This is a genomic window from Asticcacaulis aquaticus (assembly GCF_028550415.1).
In the GTDB taxonomy this organism is placed as follows: Bacteria; Pseudomonadota; Alphaproteobacteria; order Caulobacterales; family Caulobacteraceae; genus Asticcacaulis; species Asticcacaulis aquaticus.
In genome coordinates this window covers 1-22,859 of sequence record NZ_JAQQKX010000008.1, presented here as the reverse complement: position 1 = coordinate 22,859, position 22,859 = coordinate 1, and the positions used below count along the sequence as shown (strand labels likewise).

Here is a 22,859-nt window from a genome sequence, read left to right as displayed (position 1 = left end):
ATTGCAGACATTCGAAGGTAGTTGGCAAAATCTCGTAAGCGGACATCTAACTTGGGCGCAGCAGACCCAGTTTGTGAGCCACCGGCTAGGAAAACGGCGATCACTTATGTGTCGGTTAGAGCGTCTTCGGATGCAGGTGCCGTCGCTGAAAAGTCCCGAGCTACAGAGGCGGCGACGTTGAAATGGCGTTTGTACTCGCGACTAAACTGAGAGGTGCTTTCATAACCAACACGCCGGGCTGCCTCCTTGATGCGGGCGCCTTCGAAGGTGATGAGGTCGCGGGCCATATGGAGCCGCAGCCGTTTGATATATTGAACGGGGGTCTGACCGGTTCGGCGTCGGAAGGCCCGGTGAAAAGTCGAGACGCTCATGGCGACCCGATCTGCCATTGCTTCGATGGTTACGGGCTTGGCGATGTTGAGCCTGATGTCTTCGATCAGGCCATCAAGCAGACCGTCATCGCCCGTCTGTTGCGCATAGGCTGCGAGTGCCGGTCCGCGAGGGCCACGCAACGCATGGAAGAGAATTTCACGCCGCAAGGCGGGTCCGATCACCCTGGCCGCCACCGGATCACCTATCGCCGACACGAGGCGCATCATCGTCGCCTGCATCGCCTCGGTCAACGGCGCTGGCGCAAGAGCACTCAGGCCTGCCTGCGGCTCTACAGGGGCGTAATCTGCCATCTGCCCAAGCAGCAGCGATAGGTCCTCTCGACTGGCCGAGATGAACAACCCACACACAGGCTCGTCGTTACTGGCCTGATGCGCGCATAGAAATGGCATGGGCAAGGTCAGGACCAGATAGTTCGCCGCGTCATAAATAAACGACCTGTCCCCTAAGGTACCCTCCTTTCGACCATTAAGCAGGATGGTCAAACCCGCCTCGTAGACCAGCGGCTCAGGCGGGGTCGGTTTGACGGTCCAGAATAGCCTGATGCCCTCTATGGCCGTGGGCTCGACACCTCCGAAAGCCACTTCCAGACGCTTTGCGAGCAGCTCTTTTGTCGTGCTTTGGAAAGTCACCTCAACCGCCTTGACAGAAATAGGCATCTAAATGCCACCAATTGGCATGCCGAAATGCATATAATGCCACTATTGAACATGCACATCAATGCCCGACCTGTTTCCGACATACCCGTTCCGAGACGGCTGGCAAAGGAAAGACTATGCAAACTATCCAAGGAAAAGTCGTCGTTATCACGGGGGCCAGCAGTGGCCTCGGTGAAGCGACCGCAAGACTGCTCGCCGCCAAAGACGCGAAGGTCGTACTGGGGGCACGTCGTGCCGATCGCATCAATGCGCTTGCAGCCGACATTAAAATACAGGGCGGCGAAGCGATCGCCAAGGTGACGGACGTCACTAAGCTGGCCGAGGTTCAAGCTCTGGTCGATTTGGCCGTCAAAACCTATGGCAGGCTTGATGTCATTATTAATAATGCCGGTCTGATGCCGAGTTCACTCTTAAGCCTTTTAAAGGTCGAGGACTGGGAACGCATGATTGACGTCAACCTGAAAGGCGTTCTTTACGGTATCGCTGCAGCCCTGCCGATTATGCAGACACAGAAAAGCGGTCACATCATCAATGTGTCGTCTGTCTCCGGCCATAAGGTCTCCCCAGGCACAGCCGTATACGCTGCGACCAAACACGCAGTCCGGGTCATCTCCGAAGGCCTGCGTCAGGAAGTCACCCCCTTCAATATCCGCACAACCATCCTTTCGCCGGGCGCTGTGGCAACCGAGTTACCAGACAGCGTGACCGATGGCCCGACGGCTCAGGGGATCAAGGAGTTCTACAAGATCGCCATCCCCGCAGAGTCGTTCGCACGCATGGTCGCTTTCGCAATCGAGCAGCCGGAAGACGTCAACGTCAACGAAATCCTCTTTCGCCCCACGGCGCAGGAATACTGATTTCCAGGGACGGGCACCGAACTGGATACACGCCAATTCATTCTCCCCCAAAAGGATACACTGTATGTGCATCAGATGTAACGACCCAACTCATACCGCAGTTGAAACCAACCAGGGACGCCGCAGTCTGCTTTTCAGGGGTTTCGGGCTCGCTGGGGCGGCCACGCTTGGCAATTCACTTGTAAGCGCAACCTCTGCAGATGCCGCACCGGCCAAAAAGGCCGACCTCGGCTCCTCCAAAGCCCGCGCCTGGGCGGCGACAAGTCCGACCAGTTCATTTTCGCAGATCGAGATAAAGCGTCGCGCAGTTGGACCCAACGATGTCCAGATGCAGGTTCTCTACAGTGGCATCTGTCATTCCGACATCCATATGGCCCGCAGCGAATGGGCCCCTGTTACCTATCCGATTGTGCCGGGCCATGAAATTATCGGCCGGGTAACCGCTGTCGGTGCTAACGTCACGAAGTTCCGTGTCGGCGATATTGGTGGCGTCGGCTGTATGGTCAATTCATGCGGGACATGTGTCGAATGTCTGAACGACCGCGAACATGCCTGCTTGAATGGCATGACACTGACCTATAACGCCCCGGACAAGGAGTCTGGCGGCGTAACCTATGGTGGTTATTCCTCCTCAGTCGTTGTTACGGAAAAGTTCGTAATCCGTATTCCACCGGGCGTGAACCTTGCCGGCATGGCACCGGTCCTGTGTGCAGGGATTACAACCTTCTCCCCTCTGCAACATTGGAAAGCTAGCCGTGGCCAAAAGGTTGGCGTGATCGGTTTCGGCGGTCTGGGTCATATGGCTGTTAAGCTGGCGGTTGCCAAAGGTGCCGACGTGACAGTCTTTACGACGACACCTAGCAAGCGTGAAAACGCCCTGAAGATGGGAGCCAAGGCGGCAGTCCTCTGGGAAGAGAGAAATAGCCTTCGCGAGATGGGGGCCAGCTTTGATTTGCTCATTGCCGCCGTGCCGCAAGCTTTCGAGATTCAGCCATTCATGAACCTGCTGAAGACCGATGCCACACTGGTCAATGTCGGCACCTTGGAATCGATCTCGGGCTACAACGCAATGCTCAACAATACAGCGCGTCGGAATCTCTCGGGGTCTATGATCGGCGGCATCGCCGAAACACAACAAGTCGTCGACTTTTGCTCAGCGCGCAATATCACTGCAGACGTCGAACTCATTCGACCGGATCAGATCAACGAAGCTTTCAGCCGCGTCGTCAACAAGGACGTCAAATTCCGCTTCGTCATCGATATGGCCGCCGCCTGATAAAGCAAGTTGCTAACAAATCGCTCAGGCCGCGACAGATATTCAAGAGGACAATATGACGACAAGGGTCTGGTTTATCACGGGCGCTTCTTCAGGGATGGGCTATGCTTTGGCAAAAGCTGTTCTGGCACTCGGTGACCATGTGGTTGCCGCCGCCAGACGCATTGACCGTCTTGAGGCGCTATCAACGGACGCGAAGGGGCATCTGCTGCCGGTCCAACTGGATGTGACAGATGCACAATCACGGCACGATGCGCTTAAGGCTGCCATTGACCGGTTCGGGCGAATTGATGTTCTTGCCAACATAGCCGGGCGCGGGATCAATGGCGCCGTCGAGGAGCTAAGTCTTGATGAGGTACGGTCCGCCTTTGAACTGAACTTCTTCGGCGCTATCGAAATGGTTCGTATGGTCCTGCCTGAGATGCGGGAAAGACACCACGGGCATATCATCAACATGACGAGCATCTGCGGTCTGGTCGCGATGAGTGATCTCGGTGCCTATTGTGCCTCAAAGTTTGCCCTTGAGGCATGGAGCGAAGCCTTGGCGGGCGAGGTCCGTGATTTCGGTATACGCGTAACCCTTGTGGAGCCGGGTGGGTTCCGCACGGAATTTGAAGGGGGCGCTATCATTCGCCCCTCTAACAGGATCGCGGCATACGCACCGATTGTGGGGCCAATCGAAAAGCATCTGGCCGATGCCGCCGGCAGACAGCTTGGGGACCCAGACAAAGCTGCCAAGGTGCTGATCGAGGCCGTTGAGGCCCCTTCGTCTCCGCTGCGTCTTGTCTTGGGAAGTGACGCACATGCCTTTTGGGAAGACCATGCACAGCGTACAACCACGGACATCGCGAGTTGGAAAACACAGGGTCAGTCCACGGACTTTGCCTTGTAATTTTGATCTAAGGACGAGCATTTCTCAACGCGATCAAATCCGGTGTTTTAGTACAGGCAAAATCGCTAAGCCGACATTCATGCGCCCAGAGCGGACATGGTGCCCTCCCGTATTTGGCGCACTCCAAAGCGGACATTTAACGGGGCCCGGCTCTGCCTTAGTTGCTGATTTAATCCTGTTGAGGACGTGATATACTGCCGGAATGCAGAAGCGAGTTGCGGTGGGAGGGCCGGCGGAGAAACCGTCATGTCTGAAAACCCATTATCTGCTCATAGCCAACCGTGGAATAAAGGCCTTTTGGTTGGCCAGAAAAAGCCGCTCCAGCCCAAACACGTCTGGTCTATCCGCGTTAGGCTAGAATTAGGTCAATCACGAGAGACCTCGCACTCTTCAATCTCGCCATCGACAGTAAATTAAGGGCCTGTGATCTGGTACGCCTTCGCGTAAATGATCTCTGCCAAGCCGGGAAGGTCCGCGACCGCGCGACCGTCATTCAGCAAAAGACTGGCAAGCCTGTAAAATTCGAAATCACCGAACACACCCGGTTGTCGATTGAGCGCCTACTCGCGCAATTACCAGCGGGCGGTCCCGGCTACCTGTTCCCCGGTCGATCAAAGCAGCGGCCTCATATTTCCACGAGACAATACTCACGGATTGTTCACACTTGGGTGGAGAGTATCGGACTGGAGACGACCATTTACGGCACTCACACCATGCGTCGAACGAAAGCGTCCCAATTGTACCGGAAGACCGGTAACCTACGTGCCGTACAACTGCTACTTGGACACACCAAGTTGGAGAGCACAGTCAGATATCTCGGTATCGAGGTCGATGATGCTCTGGAAATGGCTGAGCAGATTGACCTGTGAGCCGCTTAGAGGCGTTCGGCGGCCAAAGCTACCGGACGCCCGACGCGGGCATTCTACTCGATCTGATGCGTATTGCCGAAAAGCGAGCTATGTGACCCGTAGATTTCGCCCCGCCCCCTCTGCAGCCTTCCACTCTTCCAAACCGGGTTGATTCGCGTACCACAATCTATTAAGAGGCCAAACAGCCAGTCCCGGCACGTCCCTGAATCAGGAAAGGAGAAAATCATGCGAGCAATGTTCCTAAATCTCGAAACCGATTTCCCAATCCAAAATATTCAGGAACTTATTGCATGGGCAATTTCCTATCAGGCGACGAAGCACGCCTGAGCACCAATAGCTGCGCCATTGGCGTCGCTACTTTCCTAAAATCTGACTTTTGCCATATGAGCGGCGAGACCGTCCCCTTTACCAAAGGAGGTCTTGATGCGTTCTGACATGTTCAAGGTAATCGTCGAGCGGCCGCGCTGGGGCGCGAGCCATGCCGCCTCCCCCAAACTCAAAAGGACGAAAGACTACACACTTAAGCGCATAGGCCATAAGCGTCACGCTTACGAAAACGCCCCTTACACTAAGTCGCTCAACGAGAATCTGGCTCCGCTTGTACGTTTTCTACGCAGCCGTCTTGGCCAGTCATGGAACAGCGTATTCAGCGAAATTTGCGAACAGCTAGACACGGGCAGCACGATGAAGATGCACGTGCGTCAGCACATCGAGGATTTCGTTCTCACACGCATTTCCATCGGGAGATACGGAGAGTGGCTGTTTGAAGGTGAGGTTCTGGGCGCTCACAGGCGTTGGTTCAGACAGCGCAAATTCTTCGTAGACCCGCGTGATGGCATCCTCAAGGATCAGGCTTCGCTGCTTGCCAGTCTGCCATCTGCAAATCGAGCACTGACGGGAGGGGCAAAATGAATACATGCTGTGAACTCACCCTCATCGGGCGCGATCCGACACGCTTTGATCCCTTAGCGCTCGATCAGCTGGATGCCACCGCGCGTCTGGAAGGCATGGGCAAGGTCGTCGGCCTGCCCGACCTCCATGCAGGAAACGGTATCGCCGTTGGCGCGGCATTCTGGTCGCCCGATCGTATCTGGCCTCATTTGGTCGGGAGCGATATCGGCTGCGGCATGGCCTTGTGGGAGACGAGTCTGCCGGTGCGCAAGTTCCGCGTCGGTCAGGTTGACCGCAAACTACAGGGACTTGATGAACCCTGGGATGGGCCCGTTGTAACCGCGCTGGTTTCCGCCGGTCTGCCGCCAGAACTGGCCGGTCCTTCGCTCGGAACGATTGGCGGGGGCAACCACTTCGTCGAGTTCCAAAGGATCGAGGAAATCGTTGATCCTAGCCGTTTTGCAATGCTCAACCTTCAGGACGACCGTGTCTGGATGATGGTGCATAGCGGCTCACGCGGACTAGGTCAGGCGATCCTGCAAGGTCAGTTGGAGGAAACCGGTAAGTCGGGCCTCTTGGCTTCAGAGCCACAGGCCATGTCCTACCTGTCGCGGCACGATCAGGCCGTGACATGGGCCGTGGTCAACCGCAGGATCATCGCGGACCGGTTTATGAACGCCCTTGGCCTGTCCGGCACTTGCGTACTGGACATCGTCCACAACAGCGTCACTCGATATGGCACCGGCTGGCTTCATCGAAAGGGTGCGGCTCCAGCGGATCGCGGCCCGGTCGTGATCCCGGGCTCAAGAGGCGACTTCAGCTATCTGGCGGAGCCCGTGGTCGAGGGCGCCGATGCCGCCTTGCATTCACTTGCACATGGCGCTGGACGCAAGTGGAGTCGCAACGATGCCCATGCGCGCTTGTCTCGACGATATCGAGTGGCTGACTTGCAGCGCACAAAGCTGTCGAGCCATGTCATTTGCGAAGATCGCCGCCTGATCTTCGAAGAGGCACCGGAGGCCTATAAGGACATCGCCGGTGTCATTGCCGATCTTGAGGCAGCAGGCCTAATTCGTGTCATCGCCCGGCTTCGGCCTTTGCTCAGCTACAAAACGAGGCATCATGACTGAAATTACACTGCACCTGACCTCAGGCAAGGGCCCCGACGAATGCTGCTGGGTGGTCGCGCAACTGGCGCAGGCCTTCATACGTGAAGGCCTGCGACAAGGCGTGAATTGCGACATCCTTGATGCGCAGGAAGAACTACCAGCCTCTCTCCTTCTTTCGATTACAGGAGAACAAGCCGAAGCCTTCGCGTCGGAACGGATCGGCACCATTCAATGGGTAGGCGATAGTCCGTTTCGACCGGGGCACAGGCGTCGAAACTGGTTTGTAGGCGTTACATTAGCGCCATCACCAGAGACAGTTCCCGACCTGCGTGATGAGGATATTGTGTTTCAGACCATGCGCGCCAGCGGCCCCGGCGGACAGCACGTCAATAAGACGGACAGCGCTGTGCGTGCTACTCACCGGCCGACCGGACTGGTCGTGACCGCGCAGGAGCAGCGCTCTCAGCACGCCAATCGCAAGCTGGCGAAGCTTAAACTGGCCCTGATGCTCGAAGAAAGGCGCTTACAGGCAGGTGACCATGCCCGACAGGCGCACTGGTCAGCCCATCAGAGCCTCGAACGCGGCAATCCGGTGCGGACCTACACGGGCCCGCTCTTCAAACTCAGGCCTTCCAGGTAACACTTTCACTGTCGCGGGACTGATAAAACAGTTCCGCGACAGCACTCAAGCGGAGCACGCCTTCGTGTCCTAGGCCGTCGCGCGCCCTAAGCAGAAGTGCAACTCTAGCAGTAGCGATTGCAGGATCTCTTCCCGAAACCGGACATGTTCGGCGTTAGGGACGATGGGCCGGCAGCGGCAGATCGGCACGGCAGGGTATTGAAATTTTGAAGATTGGTTTCGAGTGTGACGCCGATGTCAGACTCTGGCCTTTCCAAAACCTTTTCTCAGGAACACTCACCGATGGTGTCAGAAGGGATGGCTTAACGGTCAACCGCTCACAAAAAATCTTTGTGAACTTATACATCAAGAAGGCGATTGACTTTCGCGGGAGCAAATGACTACCTTGCTGAGGTAACGTCGTTTTTGATTTTTGATTAATGTCTATCGTCGCGTAACACAGCGCACTCCCAAATTATCACGCATAGCGTGTAATTGAGATGTAGTCGCCTCTTCGAATTCGGACAATTTAGTTTTTGCATCCTGCTATACTGCCTGGAGTGTACTCGTGCGTCGTGTCGTCGTCACCGGCATGAGCGTCATCTCCCCCTTGGGCGATGACCTCGACATCTTCTACTCAAATCTGATTGCCGGTCAATCAGGTATAGGCAACTGGCGTTTCTTCGAGGACGATCGCGTGTATTCTCGTGTCGGAGGAGACCTGAGCGACTACGACTGGAAGGCCCGCCACGCTGCCATGGAGGCCACGCTCCCCGACAGCAACCGCGCCCGCATGCGCAAGATCATGCGTCTGGCGCCATTTGCCACTCGTCTCTCGATTTTAACCGCCGTCGATGCCTGGCGCGATTCAGGGCTTAGTTTCGATGTCGATTTCACCCGCGTCGCAGGGCTACTGGCCGGACACAATCTCAACGAAAACTACCTGATGAAGAACCATCAGGTCTTCATCGAAAGCGAGCCTGACTGGATCGATGCCCAGGCCGCCGTGCTCGATCTCGACACCGACCACGCCTCTTCGGTCAATGAGGTCTTAGGGATTCGCGGTGCCGGGTACACCATGGGCGGGGCCTGTGCCTCGGCCAACATCACCTTGCGCGCCGCCATCGATGAAATCCGCCATCATGGCCACGACATCGCGGTCATGACCGGAGCGGCGCTAGACTTCTCGCCCATGGGTCTGCACGCCATGGCGCTTCTTGGCGCAATCACGACCCAGAGCTTTAATGACGCGCCAGAACTGGCCAGCCGCCCCTACGATACCCGTCGCGAAGGCTTCGTGCCGTCGCATGGTGCGGGTACGCTGATCCTTGAAGAGCTTGAGCACGCGCGCGCGCGCGGTGCGACCATCTATGGCGAAGTTCTGGGTTGCGTCGTCATGTCCGACGCGAACCATCTGCCCAACCCGTCCCCGGAAGGTCAGACAGCGACCATTCGCCGCCTGTTCGACACGTGTGGCATTGCGCCCGAACAGGTCGATTACGTTTCAGCCCATGCGACGTCAACACCGCTGGGCGATCTCTCCGAACTCAAGGCACTTAGGGCTGCCTTCGGGCCACACGCCTACAAGCTCAAGCTCAATGCACCCAAATCGATGCTGGGCCATACCTGCTGGTCGGCACCGGTCGTCGAGACTATCGCGGCGCTGATGCAGATGAAAAATGGCCGTCTGCATCCGTCGATCAATATCGATACACTTGATCCGGAGGTCGATCTCGACGTCTGCTCCAACACGCCGGTCAATCATCAGATCCGCCTGTTTCTCAAGAACTCGTTCGGTTTCGGCGGCATCAACTGCTGCGCCTTGTGGCAGCACCCGGACCTGATCCAATGACCGAAGTCGCCCTGATCACCGGCGGTACGCGCGGCATCGGACTGGCCATCGGCCTCGCCCTGGCGCGGGGCGGCGCGCAGGTCATCCTGACTCACCGCTGGGGCAGCGACGATCCCCAAACCGTGGTCAATATTTTCACCGCCGAAGGCCTTCTGGTACCCGAGATTGTCGAGGCGGATGTCGGCGAGGACGGCGATACCGAAGCCCTGATGGCGCATATTGATCGACGTTTCGGCCGGTTGGACATCTTCGTCAGCAATGCCTGCGTGGCGGCGCGCGCGGACGGGCTGGCCTCGCTGGCGCCGCGCGACCTGACTAAAACCTTGCAACGCAGCGCCTGGCCGCTGATCGCCTATATCGATTCTGCCTTGGCGCGGTTCGGCCGCGTGCCGCGCGTCAGCATCGGCGTCAGCTCCGATGGAGCCCAGCACTTCTATCCCGGCTATGACTATGTCGCCGCCGCCAAGTCGGTGCTCGAAGCCCTGATCGCCGCCGAAGCGCCGCGCATTCTGGCCGGTGGCGGTCGCATCTTCGGACTCAGTACGCGCCAGGTCGATACCGACAGTATGCGGCGCATGTTCGACGCCGACACGATCAACTTCCTGCTGGATGAGTTCAAGGACTATGCGCTCGACGCCCGCGTCATGGGCGATGCCACAGTGGAACTGTGCAGCGGCAGGCTCGATGCCCTGAACGGCCAGGTGCTGTTTATCGATAAGGGCGCGGCCTTCCTCGACAACACCATATCCATCCTGCCGCCGTTGCTGCACAAGCTTATGGAGCGGGCATGATTGCGCTGGATGATCGCCCATCGCAGGATCTGGAAACCGCCGTAGCCGCCCGGTCGGGGCCGGTGTTCGTCCTGAAGGGCCCCGTCGATGCCGATGCACTGCAAGGCGCCGGCACACGCAACCTCGTCATGCCAATCGCCGCGCCAGCCAACCGCGCTGAGGTTTCCAACATCGCCTGCCGCATCCCGCAGGCTTTGCGCTTATTAGACGCCATGGCGACCGGGGACACCTCCTACCGTCTTTGCGTCCTGATCGCTCAGGCCGACGATCCTTTGACGCACAGCTTGGCGGCCCTCTCCGAAACCCTGATCCGTTACGGCACCGGCCACCTGACGATGCGGCCGGTCCAGGTCAATCTGCTACGCTACCGGACAACGCCTGAAGGCTATTTGCGCGCCGCCGACATGGTGAGCGCGCTGTTCAGTGGCCGACTCGACGGCGTCTGCGGTCAGGTATTTGTTCTGAATGATCTCGGGGAGCTGCCGTCATGACGCGACCTGTGATCCTGCTTTTTCCTGGTCAAAGCTCACGCGACGCTGACATGTTCCGCCGGCTCGACGCCGTGGCGCCGGGCTTGGGTGCCGCGGCCTATGCGCGCGTGACCACGCGGCTAGGGCATGCACCGAACGGCTTTGCCAGCAATCTCGACATTCAGGTCAGCGTGCACGAGTTGAACCTCACCTATCTCGATCTGTTGCAGGGTCTGCCGGTCACAGCATCGGCGGGTCTGTCGCTTGGCGAGTACGCGCATCTGGTCGCCATCGGCGCGCTCGATGCCGACCATAGCCGAGACCTGGTGGCCGCACGTGGCGCAGCCTACGATGAGGGCCCGTCGGGCTGCATGGCGGCCGTCCAACCCATCGATCCAGACGAAGCCATCACCCTGTGTACCGAGATCTGCGCCCGGTTTGACGATGCAGAAGCCGTCGCCGTCTCGAACTTCAACTCCCCGACCCAGTGCGTTGTCGCTGGCCGCGCCGATGCCGTCGACGCCTTCATGGTTGCCGCCGAAGAGCGCTTTTTTGCTATCGGGCGTATCATCGAAGACCGCATCTGCATGCACATGCCGCGCTTCCGTCCGGTAAGCGAGTCCTTTGCATTGGCTCTGGCGGCCGCCGAGTGGCGCGTACCCAGCCAATCCTACTGGGCAAACGTAACCGCGCAACCCGCAATGGCCGACGCCGCGATCATCACCGACTGCCTGACGCGCCACGTCTATCAGCCGGTCCTGTGGCGTCAGACCATGGAAGCCTTCCACATAACCTATCCCGACGCCGTCTTTATCGAGGTCGGCCCTCTGCAGATTCTCAGCAAGATGATGGGGCGGCGCTGGCTACCGCAAGCGACTGTCTTTGCCCTCGATCCGATGGAGTTCGCAACACCTTCGGCCCTGACGTCCAAGCTGGAGGCGATCCATGCCGCCATCGCTGCCTGAGCCCCCCTCCGCATCCGAATGGCGGGTAGCGGCGAAGAAGCCGCTGTTTGCCGTCGCCGACCTGCCCATCCAGGTAAGGTTTGGGCCCGACGTACTGATGCGCCTCCTGCCCCATCGCGGCACCTTCCTGCTGGCGCACACGATCACCGGCATGGACCTAACCACAGCGCGATTATCGGGTGCGCGTGTGCTTGATCCGGAAGATCCGGTCTTTGCCGATCACTTCCCCGGCGCGCCCGTCTATCCGGGTGTTCTACTGATCGAGATGGCCGGACAGTTCGGACTGTGCCTGCCCTCTTTCCTCGACGCTGGACTGGTCGATGCCGAAAACCTGCCAGAGCCCAGCCCGGTCCGGCTGCTGCGCGTGCGCGACGCCCTCTTCGTGTCGGAAGCCAGGCCCGGCGACCGCCTGACCACCCTGGTGCAGGCCTATGACGATGGCGGTTTCACCTTTTGCGCCGCTGCCCAGGTGCTTTGCGGCGACCGCGTCGTCTGTCTTGTCCAGTTCGAAGCCATGATCGGAGACCGCCTATGAGCGCCACAGCCCGCCCCGTTTTGTTCGTCACGGGCGGTTCGCGCGGCATTGGCCGGGCGCTGGTCGAAGCGGCTGCCATCGAGGGCTGGGACGTCGCCTTTACCTATGTCAGCCAAGCCGAGGCGGCCGAAAGCCTGATCACCGAACTGAAAGCCACGGCACCAGAAGCCACGATCAAATCCTGGTGTCTGGATGTGCGCGATTCCAAAGCGGTCGACCGCGTTGCCGACGACGTGTTGGGGGCGTTCGATCGCGTCGATGCCGTCGTGCCCAATGCCGGGATCAGTCTCAACGGTCTGGCCTACTCGCTGACGGACGAGGACTGGAGCACGGTCATCGACACCAACCTCACTGGTCCTTTTTACGTTTGCCGCGCATTCCTCCCGGAACTGGTGTCGCGGCGCAAGGGCCGCATCCTGCTGGTCAGTTCGATCATCGCCGCCGGTGCCTCAGGGCAGGCGGCCTATGCCACCTCGAAAGCCGGCCTGATCGGACTCGCGACCAGCCTGGCCAAGGAATACGGCCCCAAGGGCATCACCACCAATGTCGTTGCGCCTGCCTATTTTGAAACCGACATGACGCGCGACACCATGTCGTCAGGCCTTGTCGATTACGCCAACAAGTTCTGCCCCATGCGGCGGTTAGGTGCGCTTGATGAATTGGCGGCGACCATGCTGTTCCTGATTTCCGACAAGGCCGGTTACATCAACGGCGAAACCATCCGCGTCAGCGGCGGCCTGGACTGGGCACCATGACCGCAACCTTACCCTCTGTCGGCATTGAACGCCTGTGGGTCGAGCCCTCGACCCTCGCCATGGACATGGCGACGCTGGTGCGCGACCGCGGCGGCAGCGTTGACGAGGTGTGTGGCGATATGATGATCACCGAGCGTTCGGTCGTGCCGCCTTGGGAAGACCCCATCACTCTGGCGGTCAATGCTGTGCTGGGCCTGCTGCCAGATCCGGCTGACCGGGAGCGGATTAAACTTCTGCTGGTCGCATCCGAAAGCGCGCCGGATCAGGAAAAAGCGCTGTCGACCTGGGTGCAGCGCCACTCCGGCCTGCCCGACGATTGTCGTAACCTTGAAGTGAAGCATGCCTGCTATGGCGGATCGGGCGCGCTGCGTCTGGCGGCCGGCTGGCTTATGGCCGAAGCGGCGCCTGACGAGATGGCGGTCGTCATCTGCACCGATATCAGCCGCACGCATTTCCACAAGCCCTATGAGTTCGTCATGGGCGCCGGCGCGATTGCCATGCTGATAAGCCGTAACCCGGCCTTTTTCGCGCTCGATCGCGGCATGAGCGGGCTTTACACTCACGAAGTCTCCGACCTGATCCGCCCAACCTCGCGCGTCGAAGCCGGCCACAGCGAAACCTCGCTGCTGTCCTATATGGATGCCGTCGATATCGCCTTTTCGCGCTACGCCGCCGCGGTCGAACGTCACGGCGGGCCTCATATCGCCAGCGTCGATGATCTTAGAAGCTGGCTACCGCATCAGGTCTATCATGCCCCATTTGGCGGCATCACGCGCCGCGCCCACCGCACCCTGATGCGCAGCCTGACAGGCTGGAGCGCCGGCGATCAGACGGCCGACTATGCACGGCGTGTTGAACCCTCCCTGACCTTCAACCGGCGCATGGGCGGCACCTATGCGGCCAGTGTCTTTATCTCCCTGCTGGGGCTGGCGGCCTCTGGCCCGGCGATCAATGGACAGCGTACCGGCATCTATTCCTATGGCTCAGGCTCGACCGGCGAATTCTATTCCGGCGTCTTTGGGTCGGATGCCCATGCCATAGCCCAGGCGGCAGATCTCGATGCCCGCCTCAGCGCCCGGACTGCCGTCGATATCGCGCTTTATGAAGACGCTGAAACCAGGCGCAGCGCCTATATCGACAACGGCGATTTCGACATTCCCACGCACGGTTTGGCGGGCCTTTATGACAGCCACTATGTCGGCCGTAACCGCCTGGTCTTCACCGGCGCGCGCGACCATGTGAGGCGCTACGCATGGAGTTGAACATCACTCTGCCCGCCCGCTTCGACCGCGCCAGTCTCGAAGCCTTCAAGCGCTCGCTGGACAGGGCTCTGCCCGGCCAAACCATCGTGCTGACCGGCGGCAAGGACATGTTTTGCGGCGGCCTCGATTTTCACGCGGCCATTGCGGGCGAAATGTCGGTGGCAGATGGCATGAGATTATATGCTGACTGCGTCTATGCCCTGCGCGCCCATTCCGGTCCGTGCATCGCCATCATCGAAGGCGATGCCTTTGGCGGCGGCGTCGGACTTTTTGCCACCTGCGACTACGTCATCGCAGGACCTGAGACGCGCTTTGGCCTACCCGAAGCGCTTTACGGCTTCTATCCCGCCATCGTCTTTGCGGCCTTGAGCGAACGCGTTGCCCCCACACTGGCCCGCCAATGGGCCCTTCAATGCGAAAGCATCGATACCGCAGCGGCACTTTCCGCTCACCTGATTGACGAGATCGCGTCAGAACCAACCACCCGCCTGCCACGGATACTGCGCCGTTTCGGTCGCGCCCTACCCGAAGCCGTCGCCGCCATCCGCGCCAATCCCGCCCACCTTTCCGCTTTCCGGCAGGCACTGGACGCCAGCGTCGCTGAGACCTTGATCTTGCTCGACCGCCCCGAGGTCCGCGCGCGGCTGAAGGAGGCAGTGACATGAGCGCCTGGCTCCAAGCGACAGACGTCGCCACAGATTTGATCCACGTCGCTATGACCGAGGACGGTATCGCCGAAATGGCCCTGCGGGATGTCGATGGCAAGAACGGCATGTCGCCCGCCTGGGTCAAGGCCTTCATAGCCGGTCTGGCCGAAGTGGCGCAGATGCCGGGTGCTCGCGTGCTCCTGCTCTCAGGCCTGCCCGACTATTTCTGCACCGGTGCGACCAAAGAGGTCCTGAAAGACCTGGTCGAAAACCGCCTGATGCCCGGTGAATTGACGCTCGGCCGCCAGTTGATCGGTTTCGACCTGCCGGTCGTTGCGGCAGCCGAAGGCCATGCCATTGGCGGCGGCCTCGCGCTGCTGCTGTCGTGCGACCTCGGCGTCATTTCTGAGACCAGCCGTTATGGTGCCAATTTCATGACGCTGGGGATTACGCCCGGCATGGGCACGACCCGCCTGCTGGAAGAGGCGCTTGGCCGAGCGATAGCGCATGAGATGATCTATACCGGCGACCTGTGGCGCGGACGGCGGTTTGCCGGCACCGGTGCGTTCAACGCCGTCGTTCCGGCCACGGAGGTCCGCGACCGCGCGCTCCTTCTGGCGCGCGGTCTGGCCGACAAGCCGCGCGACAATCTCATCCATTTGAAACGCAGCCTCAGCCTGCCGCGCCGACTGGCTTTCGAGACCGCCATGACCACCGAACCACTGATGCACGCTTTGAGCCTGCGCAATCTCGACACCGACCTTTGGGGGGCACCATGAAGAATCCGATCGATCAGACAGGGCGTACGGTGCTGGTAACCGGTGGCACCATGGGCATCGGCCTGGCCTGCGCGCTGGCCTTTGCAGCGCAAGGGGCGCAAACCATCCTGACCTACCGCTGGGGCACGGCCGACATGGACGAGGTCCGCGCCCAGTTCGCTGCCGTCGGCGGCCTCGAACCCTTAATCCTTGAGGCGGATGTCAGCCAGGAGCACGACACCAAGGCGCTGATGAACGCCATCGCCGATCGATTTGCGCACATCGACGTGCTGATTTCCAACGTCGCCTTCGCGCAGAGGACGGAGGATTTTGACGCCTATAGCCGCCGTTCGCTCTACCGCAGCATCGACTACTCCGCCTGGCCGATCGCCAGTTACACCCACGCAATAAAGGCGCGCCTTGGCCGCTACCCCAGCCACGTCATCGCTTTGTCGAGCGATGGACCCGATGGTTTCTTCATGAATTACGACTTCGTGGCGGCATCGAAGTCGGTGTTGGAGACCTTTGTCCGCTACATGAATTTCCGTCTGTTCGACGATGGCGTGAAGGTCAATGCCATCCGCTCAAGGTTGGTGCGTACCGCCTCGTTCGATGCGACGTTCGGCGAAACCTTCCACCAGTTTCTGGAAAGCATGGGCGGCTTCGACGACTGCTACACCACGCCCGAAGACGTCGCCAATGTCGTGCTGATGGTTGCCAGCGGATTCTGTGACGCCATCGGCGGACAGGTCATCATGGTCGATAAGGGCTTCCAGTTCTTCGACAACCTGATGGGTATAGCCGAGCGCGCCCGCCGCAAGGGCAAGCTTTTGTGGGCGCCACAGGCTGAGTGACTTTACTTTCGCGTACCTCCCCACCTTTTTTACATGGAGAATTCAAGATGAGCGTTTCCAAGGATGAAGTCTTTGCCGTCGTCAGCAAGCACTTGCTCGACATCTGCCCCGACATCGACGCCAAGGCGATCGCGCCCGACGTGTCTATGAAGGACCTCGGCGCCTCCAGCCTCGACATGGTCGAGGTCGTGTCGTGCGCCATGCGCGAATTGGCCGTGCGCATCTCACGCCAGGACCTGTCGGACATCAAGGACATCGGCGGTCTGGTCGATAAACTGTATGATGCCGTGCAGGCCAAGGTCGCCTGACCATGGCACCGCCGCCGGCCGATACAGCATACCGCCACAACACGCTGGACATGTTCATGTTCGGCATCGGGCGCGAATTTGAAGAGATCGACGAATTCAACGCCTGGAAGGCGGCGGTCAATGCCGACAATGTCTATCCGTTCGAAGCCGTCCGCGCCGAGGCCCAGAGACCGCATCTCAGCCTGCGGCGCGAAACGGGCGAGCAGTTCGATGCCCTAAGCTTCGCTAATTTCAACTATCTGGGCCTCGGCTACCACCCCGAGGTCATCAAGGCGGCGCAGAATGCCATTGGGCGTTACGGCATAGGTGCATTCGCAACACCAACCCTAGCTGGCACCTTGGCCATACATAAGGAGCTGGAGCAAGCCCTAGTCGATTTCTATGGCCTGCCTGATCGTGGCATAACCCTGTTCAGCTCAGGTTATGGCGCCAACGTCGGCTCGATTCAGGCCCTGGTCCAGCGCGGCCACCACGTCGTCATGGATCAGCTGGTGCACATGTCGATTCTCGATGGTGCCAAGACGTCAGGCGCCAAGCTGCACTTCTTTGAGCACAACGACGCCGATAGTCTTGAGGCGATCCTCAAGCCACTGTCCGGCCAGGGCAACCGCATCCTGGTCTGCGCCGAAGGCGTCTACAGCGCCGACGGTGACTTCGGCAGGCTGGCCCAACTCACCGAAGTGGCGCATCGTCACGGCGCTCACATCCTGGTCGACGAAGCGCATTCGGTCATGCTGTGTGGCAAAAAAGGTCGGGGCGTCTGTGATCAAGCGGGTGTCATTGATCAGGTAGACTTCATCATCGCCACGCTCAGCAAGGGCTTCGCTGGAGTCGGCGGTGCCCTGATCGCCTCGCGCAAGGTGACCGAATACGTCAACTGGTATGCGCGTTGCCGGCTGTTTTCAACAGCCATGGACCCCGGCACGGCTGGCGGGCTAATCAAGGTCATCGAGCTTGGTAGCGGCAGCGAAGGCGACAATTTACGCGCGCGCCTGCATCACAATAGTCAGCGTTTGCGCGACGCCCTGTCGCCCCATGTCGATCTCGGCGCTAGCGAAAGCTGGATAGTGCCCGTGATCTACGGTCCCGACCACATGACGTTTGAGATTGTCGATCATCTGCAAAGGCATGGCCTGGACGTCAGCCTGATGCAGTTTCCCTCGACACCCAAGGACAAGGCACGCCTGCGTCTGTTCGCCAATGCCGCCCACAGCGATGCGGATATCGACTTCGCCGTTACGACTATTCTCGATGCCGCCCGGCGCTTCAACTTCCTAAAGGCCGATGCGTAATGGCAACCGCACCCGCCATGTCTCGTGAGACACAGCGGGCCCTGATGGCGGCGCTGCGGCCGCTTCAGGTCATGTCACCCTGGCCAGGTCTGCATCATCTGATGATCCGGGTTCCGATCCAGTTGACGCTGATCGGCGGAGCGCTCAGACTGTGGGCGAACGGCCAATATGCGGCGTTCGCGGGCGTGGCCGTCCTGTCGGCGCTCTGGTACGCCAGTCTGCTGTGCCTGACCCATGACGCCCTGCATTGCAGGTTGACGGGCGTACGACGCTTGGATGCCGTTGCTGGTCGAATGATCGCCTGGCCACTATTCTGGCCGGTCGGCATCTACAAACCTGTCCACCTGATGCACCATAAGCTGAACGGCAGTGATCCTATCCAAGACCCCGAACGCGTCACACCCTTGCCGGGTGACTGGCACGGCAGTGCGTTTCAGCGTATCTGCCTGCGCCATCCACTAGTTATAGGTATGGCGACCGGCGGGCTCGGCCAGTTGTGGCGCCTGCTTAAAGCAGCGCGCCTGCTGCCCGCCGAAGGCCGCGCAGGACTGATAGTGTTTGAGCTTTCTGGCTGTGCCGTCACCTTCGCCGCCATGGCCGGCGCCGGTTGGCTATGTCAAGGCGCATTGGGGCTTTGGGCCGTTATCTGCCTATGGCTGATCCACGCCCAGATCGTTGGTGCCATCCATAGCTGGCGCGCCCATGCCGAACATTATGGTGTCTGGGAGGCGCGGGATACATGGGCCGATACCCAATGGCACAGCGCCCGCACCATCGACACTCATCCCATGGTCAGCCTTTATTTCAACAGACTCAACCATCACGCCGCGCACCACGTCAACGCTGCTATTCCCTTCTACAAATTGGCCCGTGCCACGGCCCTGATCCGTGCCGCCGCGCCCGAAACTGTGGTCACGAGCGGTTACCGCCGCGCCGTCGGGGACGTCGCACAGGCGGTACAGGCAAAGTGCGCCATCGCGCGCGAAGGCGACCGCATAATCTTTCTCAGGGAGACGCATTGAATGGCCATCCTGTTAACCGGAGCGACCGGCAGTGTCGGACTGGAACTGCTGCGTCTTTGGGACGACCGCCACGATGGTCCTCTCGTCTACTGCCTCGTGCGTGCGCCGGACCGGACGGCAGGATTGGCGCGATGGACGGCCTACTGCCGCGCGCAAGGCCTTAAGGGCAGACGCTTTGTCCCGATTATCGGCGATATCGAACATCCCGGCCTTGGTCTGTCCGCAACGGATCGTCAAGCGCTACAGGCCGAGATCACGACCATCATCCACGCGGCCGCCCATATCCGCTTTGACGCACCCTATCCGGTGGCGCATGCTACCAATGTCGCCGGCACACAGTCGATCCTGGATTTCGCCAAAGGCTGTGCAGATCTCAAGCGTTTCTGCCAGGTTTCGACCCTGTTCGTCGTTGGCCAGCGGAGCGGCGTGGTTCCGCCCGGCGGCGGCCCCGAAGGCGCGGCCTTCAACAACAGCTACGAGGAGACCAAATACGAGGCCGAGGCCCTCGTACTCGCCAGCGGCCTGCCGGTGGAGATCGTGCGGCTATCGCTGATGCCGGGCCGTCAGTCCGATGGCTATATCCACCATTATCTCGAAGCCCACATGCTGTTTGAGGCCTTCGGACGCGGCTTCTGCGGCTCGTTTCCCGGCACGGGCGCAAGCCCCCTCGACATGCTGCCTGTCGACTATTCGGCGACCTGCCTTGCGCTGCATCTGGACAAGCCGGGCTTTGATATCGGCGCTATCCATGCGGTGGCCGCCGGTGCTCAGGCGACAACCATGCAGGACATTTACGATTCCATCGCCAGCACGCGTAGCGCGCGCGGCCTGTCGGTTCCGCCCTTACCGGAATGGCTGCCCGAAGCGAAGTTCAACGCCATGCTCGAAACAGAGACACCTGAGGATTTCGGCATCAGTTTCGGTGCCCAGATGATCTTCCGTTCGGTCGGGGCCTATATCGCAAAACCCAAGCACTTCGAGGGCTCGATGAACATATTGTATACACCGCCGCCGGCTCCGATAAGCTGGCTACCCGCCGTGATCGGTTATGCGCTGGACGACAACTGGGGCCGCGGCCGGACAAGGGCCGCGTCCTGATGCCGTTCGCCGTCGTCACAGGCGCCTCCGGTGGCATCGGCCTAGCGCTGTGCCGTCTCCTTGCCGCGCGGGGGTACGGCCTGCTGCTTGTCGGGCGCGATGCGACACGGTTGGCCGCAATCTCAGTTGAACTTGGCTCCGATACCCAGCCGTTTATCGCCGATCTTGAGCGCGAGGCAGATGTTGCAGCACTGTCGACTGAGATCGCAAACAGGGTGCGACTCGATCTTTTTGTCTGCTGCCACGGGATCAGCGAACCTGATGCCGTCGCTAAAAGTGACGCAACCGCCCTGAGCCGCCAAATCAGTATCAATCTCACCGCCTCCATGATCCTTATGGCCGCAGGCGTCCGGCGGATGATCCGGCAAAACACGGGCAATATCCTCTGCATCGGTTCTCAGGGCGCCTTTGGGGGCATGGGCGACAGTGCGGCATATGCCGCTTCAAAGTTCGGCCTGCGCGGATTCTGTCTGTCACTGATACAGGAATTGCGTGGTACAGGCGTTGGCCTGACCTTGGTCCATCCCGGTGCGGTCGATACGCCGATGCTCCGCCATGAGGCGGCGGCCGGCGGGTCGGCACTGAACTTTCTGAACGAACGGCCAATGAATGCCGAACACGTAGCAACCGCTGCGTTGAAGGCGCTCGATGCGGGAAAATCGGAAATCATCCTCCCGGTGTGGGACAGCCTGAGCATGCGGCTGGTCTCCGGCTGGCCAGATCTACTCCACAGCCTCCTGCCCACGCTGCTGCGCCACGGCGAAAAGGGCCGTAAACGCTATCTTTCAAGGGGCTGAGAACCAGGCAATAGTGGCCACGTGCGCGTCGCTGACCGCGTACCGCCCTGTCACTCCTTCGGCCAAATGACCATGCCGGGCCTGATCAACCATGACAATGTGAAAGGCCTCATCTTCAATGCGGACCTCCGCATCGAGAAAATCCAGCACCTCTGCATGCGTCGCGAACTGGCACTTGTAAAAGGCTTCCTTGGCCGAAAAGGTGATAGCCATCTGCCGCTGCCGCATGGCCTCATCCGACGGAAGTTCCGCTTGCTCCCTGACAGTCAGCACAACCTCGGCTAGGCCATCGTGAAACCGCCCGAGGTCTTCGATATCGACACCCAGCGCGGTGATGCGATCTGTCTCCGCCACAGCCGCAAACACCATATCACGGCAGTGGCTGATCGATCCGGTGATCCCCTTGGGCCACAACGGCACCCCATTACCGTCACTACCAAGGATCTGACCGCCTTGCCCCAAAACCGCCAAAAGTTTGCCCACCAGATTACGCCCGGCTATATACTCCCTCTGTCGGCGCGTACTGGCCCGTAACCCCGCCCCGTCCACTTCGACAGTCGTTAGTGGTTGCTGAAGCTCGGCGATTGCCGTCACAGCGCTCACGACGTAACCGGGCAAATCCAGCTCAAGTAGACATACCATTACTGCCCCCGCCAGACGCCAAGCGCGTCGCAAATACGAGATTAAATTAACCGACAAAGCTCATAAAGCGCCAGATTTTTGGATTTTAAACGGCCGCATATTTCCGTGAACATGTGGAAGGCACCCAAGAAAAAATGCGCCCAACTTATTCACTTTATTTAATATTTTTTTCACTTAAATCTATTTTTAAGCAAACGTCCCTATATTAAATAGTGGACAATTTGGGCCGAATTTCTGAGGTTATTAAAGACAACGTCGTCCATCGCGGCTCGCCTCAAACAAAGCGCGAGAACCATGTATTGATTATTTCTGTTTCGCACCCAAAGCGGACATCTGGCTCCGAAATGCCCGACGATCTCCTAAGCAGACATAAGCCAGCATTGTATGCCATTCCCAATGTGGCAGTACACTTTGATTTAAGTCCGAGGTTCGGTATCCACAGCAGAATAGGCGGCTTCGATGAAGGCCACGCCATTTTGCAGTGCCTGTAAACCTTCCGGAAGCATGGTAGCATACATATGCCAGACGTGGAACATCTCGGGCCACACCTCCAGCGACACCCGGACCCGGTTCATGGCCAGATGCGAAGCCAGTTGAATGCCCTCGCTGAGCATCACTTCGCTTTCGCCGACCTGCACCATGATCGGCGGTAGGTTACGCACGTCGGCAAAGACTGGCGAGGCGTCCGGGTCATTTTTCAATGCGCCGTTCGGGAAAGTCTTCGCCAGAGTCACGAGTCCGGCATAGCTGACGGTCGGGTCTGCATCGTCACGACTGACCATCGATGACCCGGTGTGTTCCAGATTGCACCAAGGCGAAATCGCCACGCCCGCCACGGGTAAGGGAAGACCGGCATTGCGCGCCCTTACCCGTGGCGGAAACGACCATAGCGCCACCCGCCGAGTCACCGGGCTCGCCGCGCAGCACAGGGACGAAGGCCATGGATGCTTCGTTCCAGGCGTTGAGACGTTCTTTAACTACGGATGTAATGGGCATGATGAATAGCTCCATCAGAGACTGCGTTGCCGTCCGAACCGGGACACACAGGTTGAATTGAGGAAATTGGGAGAGTGTTGATTTCCGCTGAGAAGTGACCCGCCTAAAGGGTATAATGGTGAGGGTCAGTATGGGGTCAAGTCACGAGTTTTTCCTTCTTTGATTTTGCGGTCGCCGAGCTGGCTTTGAAGCGGAAGCTGTCATTGCCAGTTTCAAGGATATGGCAGTGGTGAGTTAGCCGATCGAGCAAGGC

At 59.4% G+C, this 22,859-nt stretch carries 27 protein-coding genes; 22 read left to right on the top strand and 5 right to left on the bottom strand.

Going from position 1 to position 22,859, the window contains the following annotated elements; genetic code table 11:
• Positions 1 to 104: 104 nt before the first annotated feature.
• On the bottom strand, positions 105 to 1,049 hold the full coding sequence (locus tag PQU92_RS10720) for an AraC family transcriptional regulator (protein ID WP_272748215.1): 945 nt from the start codon (positions 1,047 to 1,049) through the stop codon (positions 105 to 107).
• A gap of 116 nt (positions 1,050 to 1,165) precedes the next feature.
• Here PQU92_RS10720 and PQU92_RS10715 point away from each other — a divergent pair, with 116 nt between their 5' ends.
• From PQU92_RS10715 to PQU92_RS10610, 22 genes are all read left to right on the top strand, one after another.
• Entirely contained in the window at positions 1,166 to 1,906 is a 741-nt protein-coding gene (locus tag PQU92_RS10715) for an SDR family oxidoreductase (RefSeq protein WP_272748214.1), read from the top strand.
• A 64-nt stretch (positions 1,907 to 1,970) separates the two neighbouring features.
• Entirely contained in the window at positions 1,971 to 3,182 is a 1,212-nt protein-coding gene (locus tag PQU92_RS10710) for an NAD(P)-dependent alcohol dehydrogenase (RefSeq protein ID WP_272748213.1), read from the top strand.
• A 55-nt stretch (positions 3,183 to 3,237) separates the two neighbouring features.
• Positions 3,238 to 4,074, top strand: coding sequence for an oxidoreductase (locus PQU92_RS10705; protein WP_272748212.1), 837 nt, complete (start codon positions 3,238 to 3,240; stop codon positions 4,072 to 4,074).
• Positions 4,075 to 4,433: 359 nt separating this feature from the next.
• Positions 4,434 to 4,943: a tyrosine-type recombinase/integrase gene (locus PQU92_RS10700; RefSeq protein WP_368407105.1), complete on the top strand. Its 510-nt coding sequence runs from the start codon at positions 4,434 to 4,436 to the stop codon at positions 4,941 to 4,943.
• Positions 4,944 to 5,366: 423 nt separating this feature from the next.
• Positions 5,367 to 5,855: a hypothetical protein gene (locus PQU92_RS10695; RefSeq protein WP_272748211.1), complete on the top strand. Its 489-nt coding sequence runs from the start codon at positions 5,367 to 5,369 to the stop codon at positions 5,853 to 5,855.
• Positions 5,852 to 6,964, top strand: a complete 1,113-nt coding sequence (locus PQU92_RS10690) for an RNA ligase RtcB family protein (RefSeq protein WP_272748210.1) — start codon at positions 5,852 to 5,854, stop codon at positions 6,962 to 6,964. Before PQU92_RS10695 ends, PQU92_RS10690 begins: the two co-directional genes overlap by 4 nt.
• Positions 6,957 to 7,583 (top strand): peptide chain release factor H, encoded by a 627-nt coding sequence (gene prfH, locus PQU92_RS10685; protein ID WP_272748209.1) that lies wholly within the window; start codon positions 6,957 to 6,959, stop codon positions 7,581 to 7,583. The genes PQU92_RS10690 and prfH overlap by 8 nt, the downstream gene beginning before the upstream one ends.
• A gap of 547 nt (positions 7,584 to 8,130) precedes the next feature.
• Positions 8,131 to 9,414, top strand: coding sequence for a beta-ketoacyl-[acyl-carrier-protein] synthase family protein (locus PQU92_RS18895; protein WP_272748208.1), 1,284 nt, complete (start codon positions 8,131 to 8,133; stop codon positions 9,412 to 9,414).
• Positions 9,411 to 10,205 carry an SDR family oxidoreductase gene (locus PQU92_RS10675; protein ID WP_272748207.1) on the top strand — a complete coding sequence of 265 codons (795 nt, stop codon included), beginning with the start codon at positions 9,411 to 9,413 and terminating at the stop codon, positions 10,203 to 10,205. Before PQU92_RS18895 ends, PQU92_RS10675 begins: the two co-directional genes overlap by 4 nt.
• Complete coding sequence (locus tag PQU92_RS10670; protein ID WP_272748206.1) at positions 10,202 to 10,696, top strand: hypothetical protein; 495 nt, start codon at positions 10,202 to 10,204, stop codon at positions 10,694 to 10,696. The genes PQU92_RS10675 and PQU92_RS10670 overlap by 4 nt, the downstream gene beginning before the upstream one ends.
• A gap of 50 nt (positions 10,697 to 10,746) precedes the next feature.
• Positions 10,747 to 11,640 carry an ACP S-malonyltransferase gene (locus PQU92_RS10665; RefSeq protein WP_272748205.1) on the top strand — a complete coding sequence of 298 codons (894 nt, stop codon included), beginning with the start codon at positions 10,747 to 10,749 and terminating at the stop codon, positions 11,638 to 11,640.
• Positions 11,621 to 12,175: a 3-hydroxyacyl-ACP dehydratase FabZ family protein gene (locus PQU92_RS10660; RefSeq protein ID WP_272748204.1), complete on the top strand. Its 555-nt coding sequence runs from the start codon at positions 11,621 to 11,623 to the stop codon at positions 12,173 to 12,175. Before PQU92_RS10665 ends, PQU92_RS10660 begins: the two co-directional genes overlap by 20 nt.
• Entirely contained in the window at positions 12,172 to 12,930 is a 759-nt protein-coding gene (locus tag PQU92_RS10655) for an SDR family oxidoreductase (protein ID WP_272748203.1), read from the top strand. Before PQU92_RS10660 ends, PQU92_RS10655 begins: the two co-directional genes overlap by 4 nt.
• A complete protein-coding gene (locus PQU92_RS10650) occupies positions 12,927 to 14,192 on the top strand; it encodes a hydroxymethylglutaryl-CoA synthase family protein (protein WP_272748202.1) in 1,266 nt (421 codons plus the stop codon). Before PQU92_RS10655 ends, PQU92_RS10650 begins: the two co-directional genes overlap by 4 nt.
• A complete protein-coding gene (locus PQU92_RS10645) occupies positions 14,183 to 14,857 on the top strand; it encodes an enoyl-CoA hydratase/isomerase family protein (RefSeq protein WP_272748201.1) in 675 nt (224 codons plus the stop codon). Before PQU92_RS10650 ends, PQU92_RS10645 begins: the two co-directional genes overlap by 10 nt.
• Positions 14,854 to 15,618, top strand: a complete 765-nt coding sequence (locus PQU92_RS10640; protein WP_272748200.1) for a polyketide synthase — start codon at positions 14,854 to 14,856, stop codon at positions 15,616 to 15,618. The genes PQU92_RS10645 and PQU92_RS10640 overlap by 4 nt, the downstream gene beginning before the upstream one ends.
• Positions 15,615 to 16,451: an SDR family oxidoreductase gene (locus PQU92_RS10635; protein WP_272748199.1), complete on the top strand. Its 837-nt coding sequence runs from the start codon at positions 15,615 to 15,617 to the stop codon at positions 16,449 to 16,451. Before PQU92_RS10640 ends, PQU92_RS10635 begins: the two co-directional genes overlap by 4 nt.
• A 47-nt stretch (positions 16,452 to 16,498) precedes the next feature.
• On the top strand, positions 16,499 to 16,759 hold the full coding sequence (locus tag PQU92_RS10630; RefSeq protein WP_272748198.1) for a phosphopantetheine-binding protein: 261 nt from the start codon (positions 16,499 to 16,501) through the stop codon (positions 16,757 to 16,759).
• Positions 16,760 to 16,761: 2 nt separating this feature from the next.
• Positions 16,762 to 18,051 carry an aminotransferase class I/II-fold pyridoxal phosphate-dependent enzyme gene (locus tag PQU92_RS10625; protein ID WP_272748197.1) on the top strand — a complete coding sequence of 430 codons (1,290 nt, stop codon included), beginning with the start codon at positions 16,762 to 16,764 and terminating at the stop codon, positions 18,049 to 18,051.
• A 44-nt stretch (positions 18,052 to 18,095) separates the two neighbouring features.
• Positions 18,096 to 19,073: a fatty acid desaturase family protein gene (locus tag PQU92_RS10620; protein ID WP_272748196.1), complete on the top strand. Its 978-nt coding sequence runs from the start codon at positions 18,096 to 18,098 to the stop codon at positions 19,071 to 19,073.
• The gene (locus PQU92_RS10615) at positions 19,074 to 20,171 is read left to right on the top strand and encodes an SDR family oxidoreductase (RefSeq protein WP_272748195.1); all 1,098 of its coding nucleotides are present in this window, start codon (positions 19,074 to 19,076) and stop codon (positions 20,169 to 20,171) included.
• The gene (locus tag PQU92_RS10610; RefSeq protein WP_272748194.1) at positions 20,171 to 20,968 is read left to right on the top strand and encodes an SDR family NAD(P)-dependent oxidoreductase; all 798 of its coding nucleotides are present in this window, start codon (positions 20,171 to 20,173) and stop codon (positions 20,966 to 20,968) included. Before PQU92_RS10615 ends, PQU92_RS10610 begins: the two co-directional genes overlap by 1 nt.
• On the opposite strand, the gene PQU92_RS10605 is transcribed toward PQU92_RS10610, so the two are convergent.
• The 4 genes from PQU92_RS10605 to PQU92_RS10590 form a co-directional block, all read right to left on the bottom strand.
• On the bottom strand, positions 20,957 to 21,610 hold the full coding sequence (locus PQU92_RS10605) for a 4'-phosphopantetheinyl transferase family protein (RefSeq protein ID WP_272748193.1): 654 nt from the start codon (positions 21,608 to 21,610) through the stop codon (positions 20,957 to 20,959). The two genes, PQU92_RS10610 and PQU92_RS10605, sit on opposite strands and share 12 nt — an antisense overlap.
• Positions 21,611 to 22,026: 416 nt before the next feature.
• Positions 22,027 to 22,437, bottom strand: a complete 411-nt coding sequence (locus tag PQU92_RS10600; protein ID WP_272748375.1) for an alpha/beta hydrolase fold domain-containing protein — start codon at positions 22,435 to 22,437, stop codon at positions 22,027 to 22,029.
• Entirely contained in the window at positions 22,379 to 22,606 is a 228-nt protein-coding gene (locus tag PQU92_RS18890) for a hypothetical protein (protein ID WP_272748381.1), read from the bottom strand. Before PQU92_RS18890 ends, PQU92_RS10600 begins: the two co-directional genes overlap by 59 nt.
• Before the next feature lie 136 nt (positions 22,607 to 22,742).
• Positions 22,743 to 22,859, bottom strand: a 117-nt coding sequence (locus PQU92_RS10590) for an ATP-binding protein (protein WP_272748374.1), incomplete at its 5' end; no start/stop codon positions are given.

Coding starts and splice junctions, on each gene's coding strand:
- PQU92_RS10645 (WP_272748201.1), top strand. CDS start 14,183: ATGGAGTTGAACATCACTCTGCCCGCCCGCTTCGACCGCGCCAGTCTC.
- PQU92_RS10625 (WP_272748197.1), top strand. CDS start 16,762: ATGGCACCGCCGCCGGCCGATACAGCATACCGCCACAACACGCTGGAC.
- PQU92_RS10695 (WP_272748211.1), top strand. CDS start 5,367: ATGCGTTCTGACATGTTCAAGGTAATCGTCGAGCGGCCGCGCTGGGGC.
- PQU92_RS10660 (WP_272748204.1), top strand. CDS start 11,621: ATGCCGCCATCGCTGCCTGAGCCCCCCTCCGCATCCGAATGGCGGGTA.
- PQU92_RS10640 (WP_272748200.1), top strand. CDS start 14,854: ATGAGCGCCTGGCTCCAAGCGACAGACGTCGCCACAGATTTGATCCAC.
- prfH (WP_272748209.1), top strand. CDS start 6,957: ATGACTGAAATTACACTGCACCTGACCTCAGGCAAGGGCCCCGACGAA.
- PQU92_RS10610 (WP_272748194.1), top strand. CDS start 20,171: ATGCCGTTCGCCGTCGTCACAGGCGCCTCCGGTGGCATCGGCCTAGCG.
- PQU92_RS10665 (WP_272748205.1), top strand. CDS start 10,747: ATGTTCCGCCGGCTCGACGCCGTGGCGCCGGGCTTGGGTGCCGCGGCC.
- PQU92_RS10715 (WP_272748214.1), top strand. CDS start 1,166: ATGCAAACTATCCAAGGAAAAGTCGTCGTTATCACGGGGGCCAGCAGT.
- PQU92_RS18890 (WP_272748381.1), bottom strand. CDS start 22,606: ATGCCCATTACATCCGTAGTTAAAGAACGTCTCAACGCCTGGAACGAA.
- PQU92_RS10650 (WP_272748202.1), top strand. CDS start 12,927: ATGACCGCAACCTTACCCTCTGTCGGCATTGAACGCCTGTGGGTCGAG.
- PQU92_RS10720 (WP_272748215.1), bottom strand. CDS start 1,049: ATGCCTATTTCTGTCAAGGCGGTTGAGGTGACTTTCCAAAGCACGACA.
- PQU92_RS10615 (WP_272748195.1), top strand. CDS start 19,074: ATGGCCATCCTGTTAACCGGAGCGACCGGCAGTGTCGGACTGGAACTG.
- PQU92_RS10655 (WP_272748203.1), top strand. CDS start 12,172: ATGAGCGCCACAGCCCGCCCCGTTTTGTTCGTCACGGGCGGTTCGCGC.
- PQU92_RS10690 (WP_272748210.1), top strand. CDS start 5,852: ATGAATACATGCTGTGAACTCACCCTCATCGGGCGCGATCCGACACGC.
- PQU92_RS10705 (WP_272748212.1), top strand. CDS start 3,238: ATGACGACAAGGGTCTGGTTTATCACGGGCGCTTCTTCAGGGATGGGC.
- PQU92_RS10635 (WP_272748199.1), top strand. CDS start 15,615: ATGAAGAATCCGATCGATCAGACAGGGCGTACGGTGCTGGTAACCGGT.
- PQU92_RS10670 (WP_272748206.1), top strand. CDS start 10,202: ATGATTGCGCTGGATGATCGCCCATCGCAGGATCTGGAAACCGCCGTA.
- PQU92_RS10605 (WP_272748193.1), bottom strand. CDS start 21,610: ATGGTATGTCTACTTGAGCTGGATTTGCCCGGTTACGTCGTGAGCGCT.
- PQU92_RS10710 (WP_272748213.1), top strand. CDS start 1,971: ATGTGCATCAGATGTAACGACCCAACTCATACCGCAGTTGAAACCAAC.
- PQU92_RS10620 (WP_272748196.1), top strand. CDS start 18,096: ATGGCGGCGCTGCGGCCGCTTCAGGTCATGTCACCCTGGCCAGGTCTG.
- PQU92_RS10630 (WP_272748198.1), top strand. CDS start 16,499: ATGAGCGTTTCCAAGGATGAAGTCTTTGCCGTCGTCAGCAAGCACTTG.
- PQU92_RS10675 (WP_272748207.1), top strand. CDS start 9,411: ATGACCGAAGTCGCCCTGATCACCGGCGGTACGCGCGGCATCGGACTG.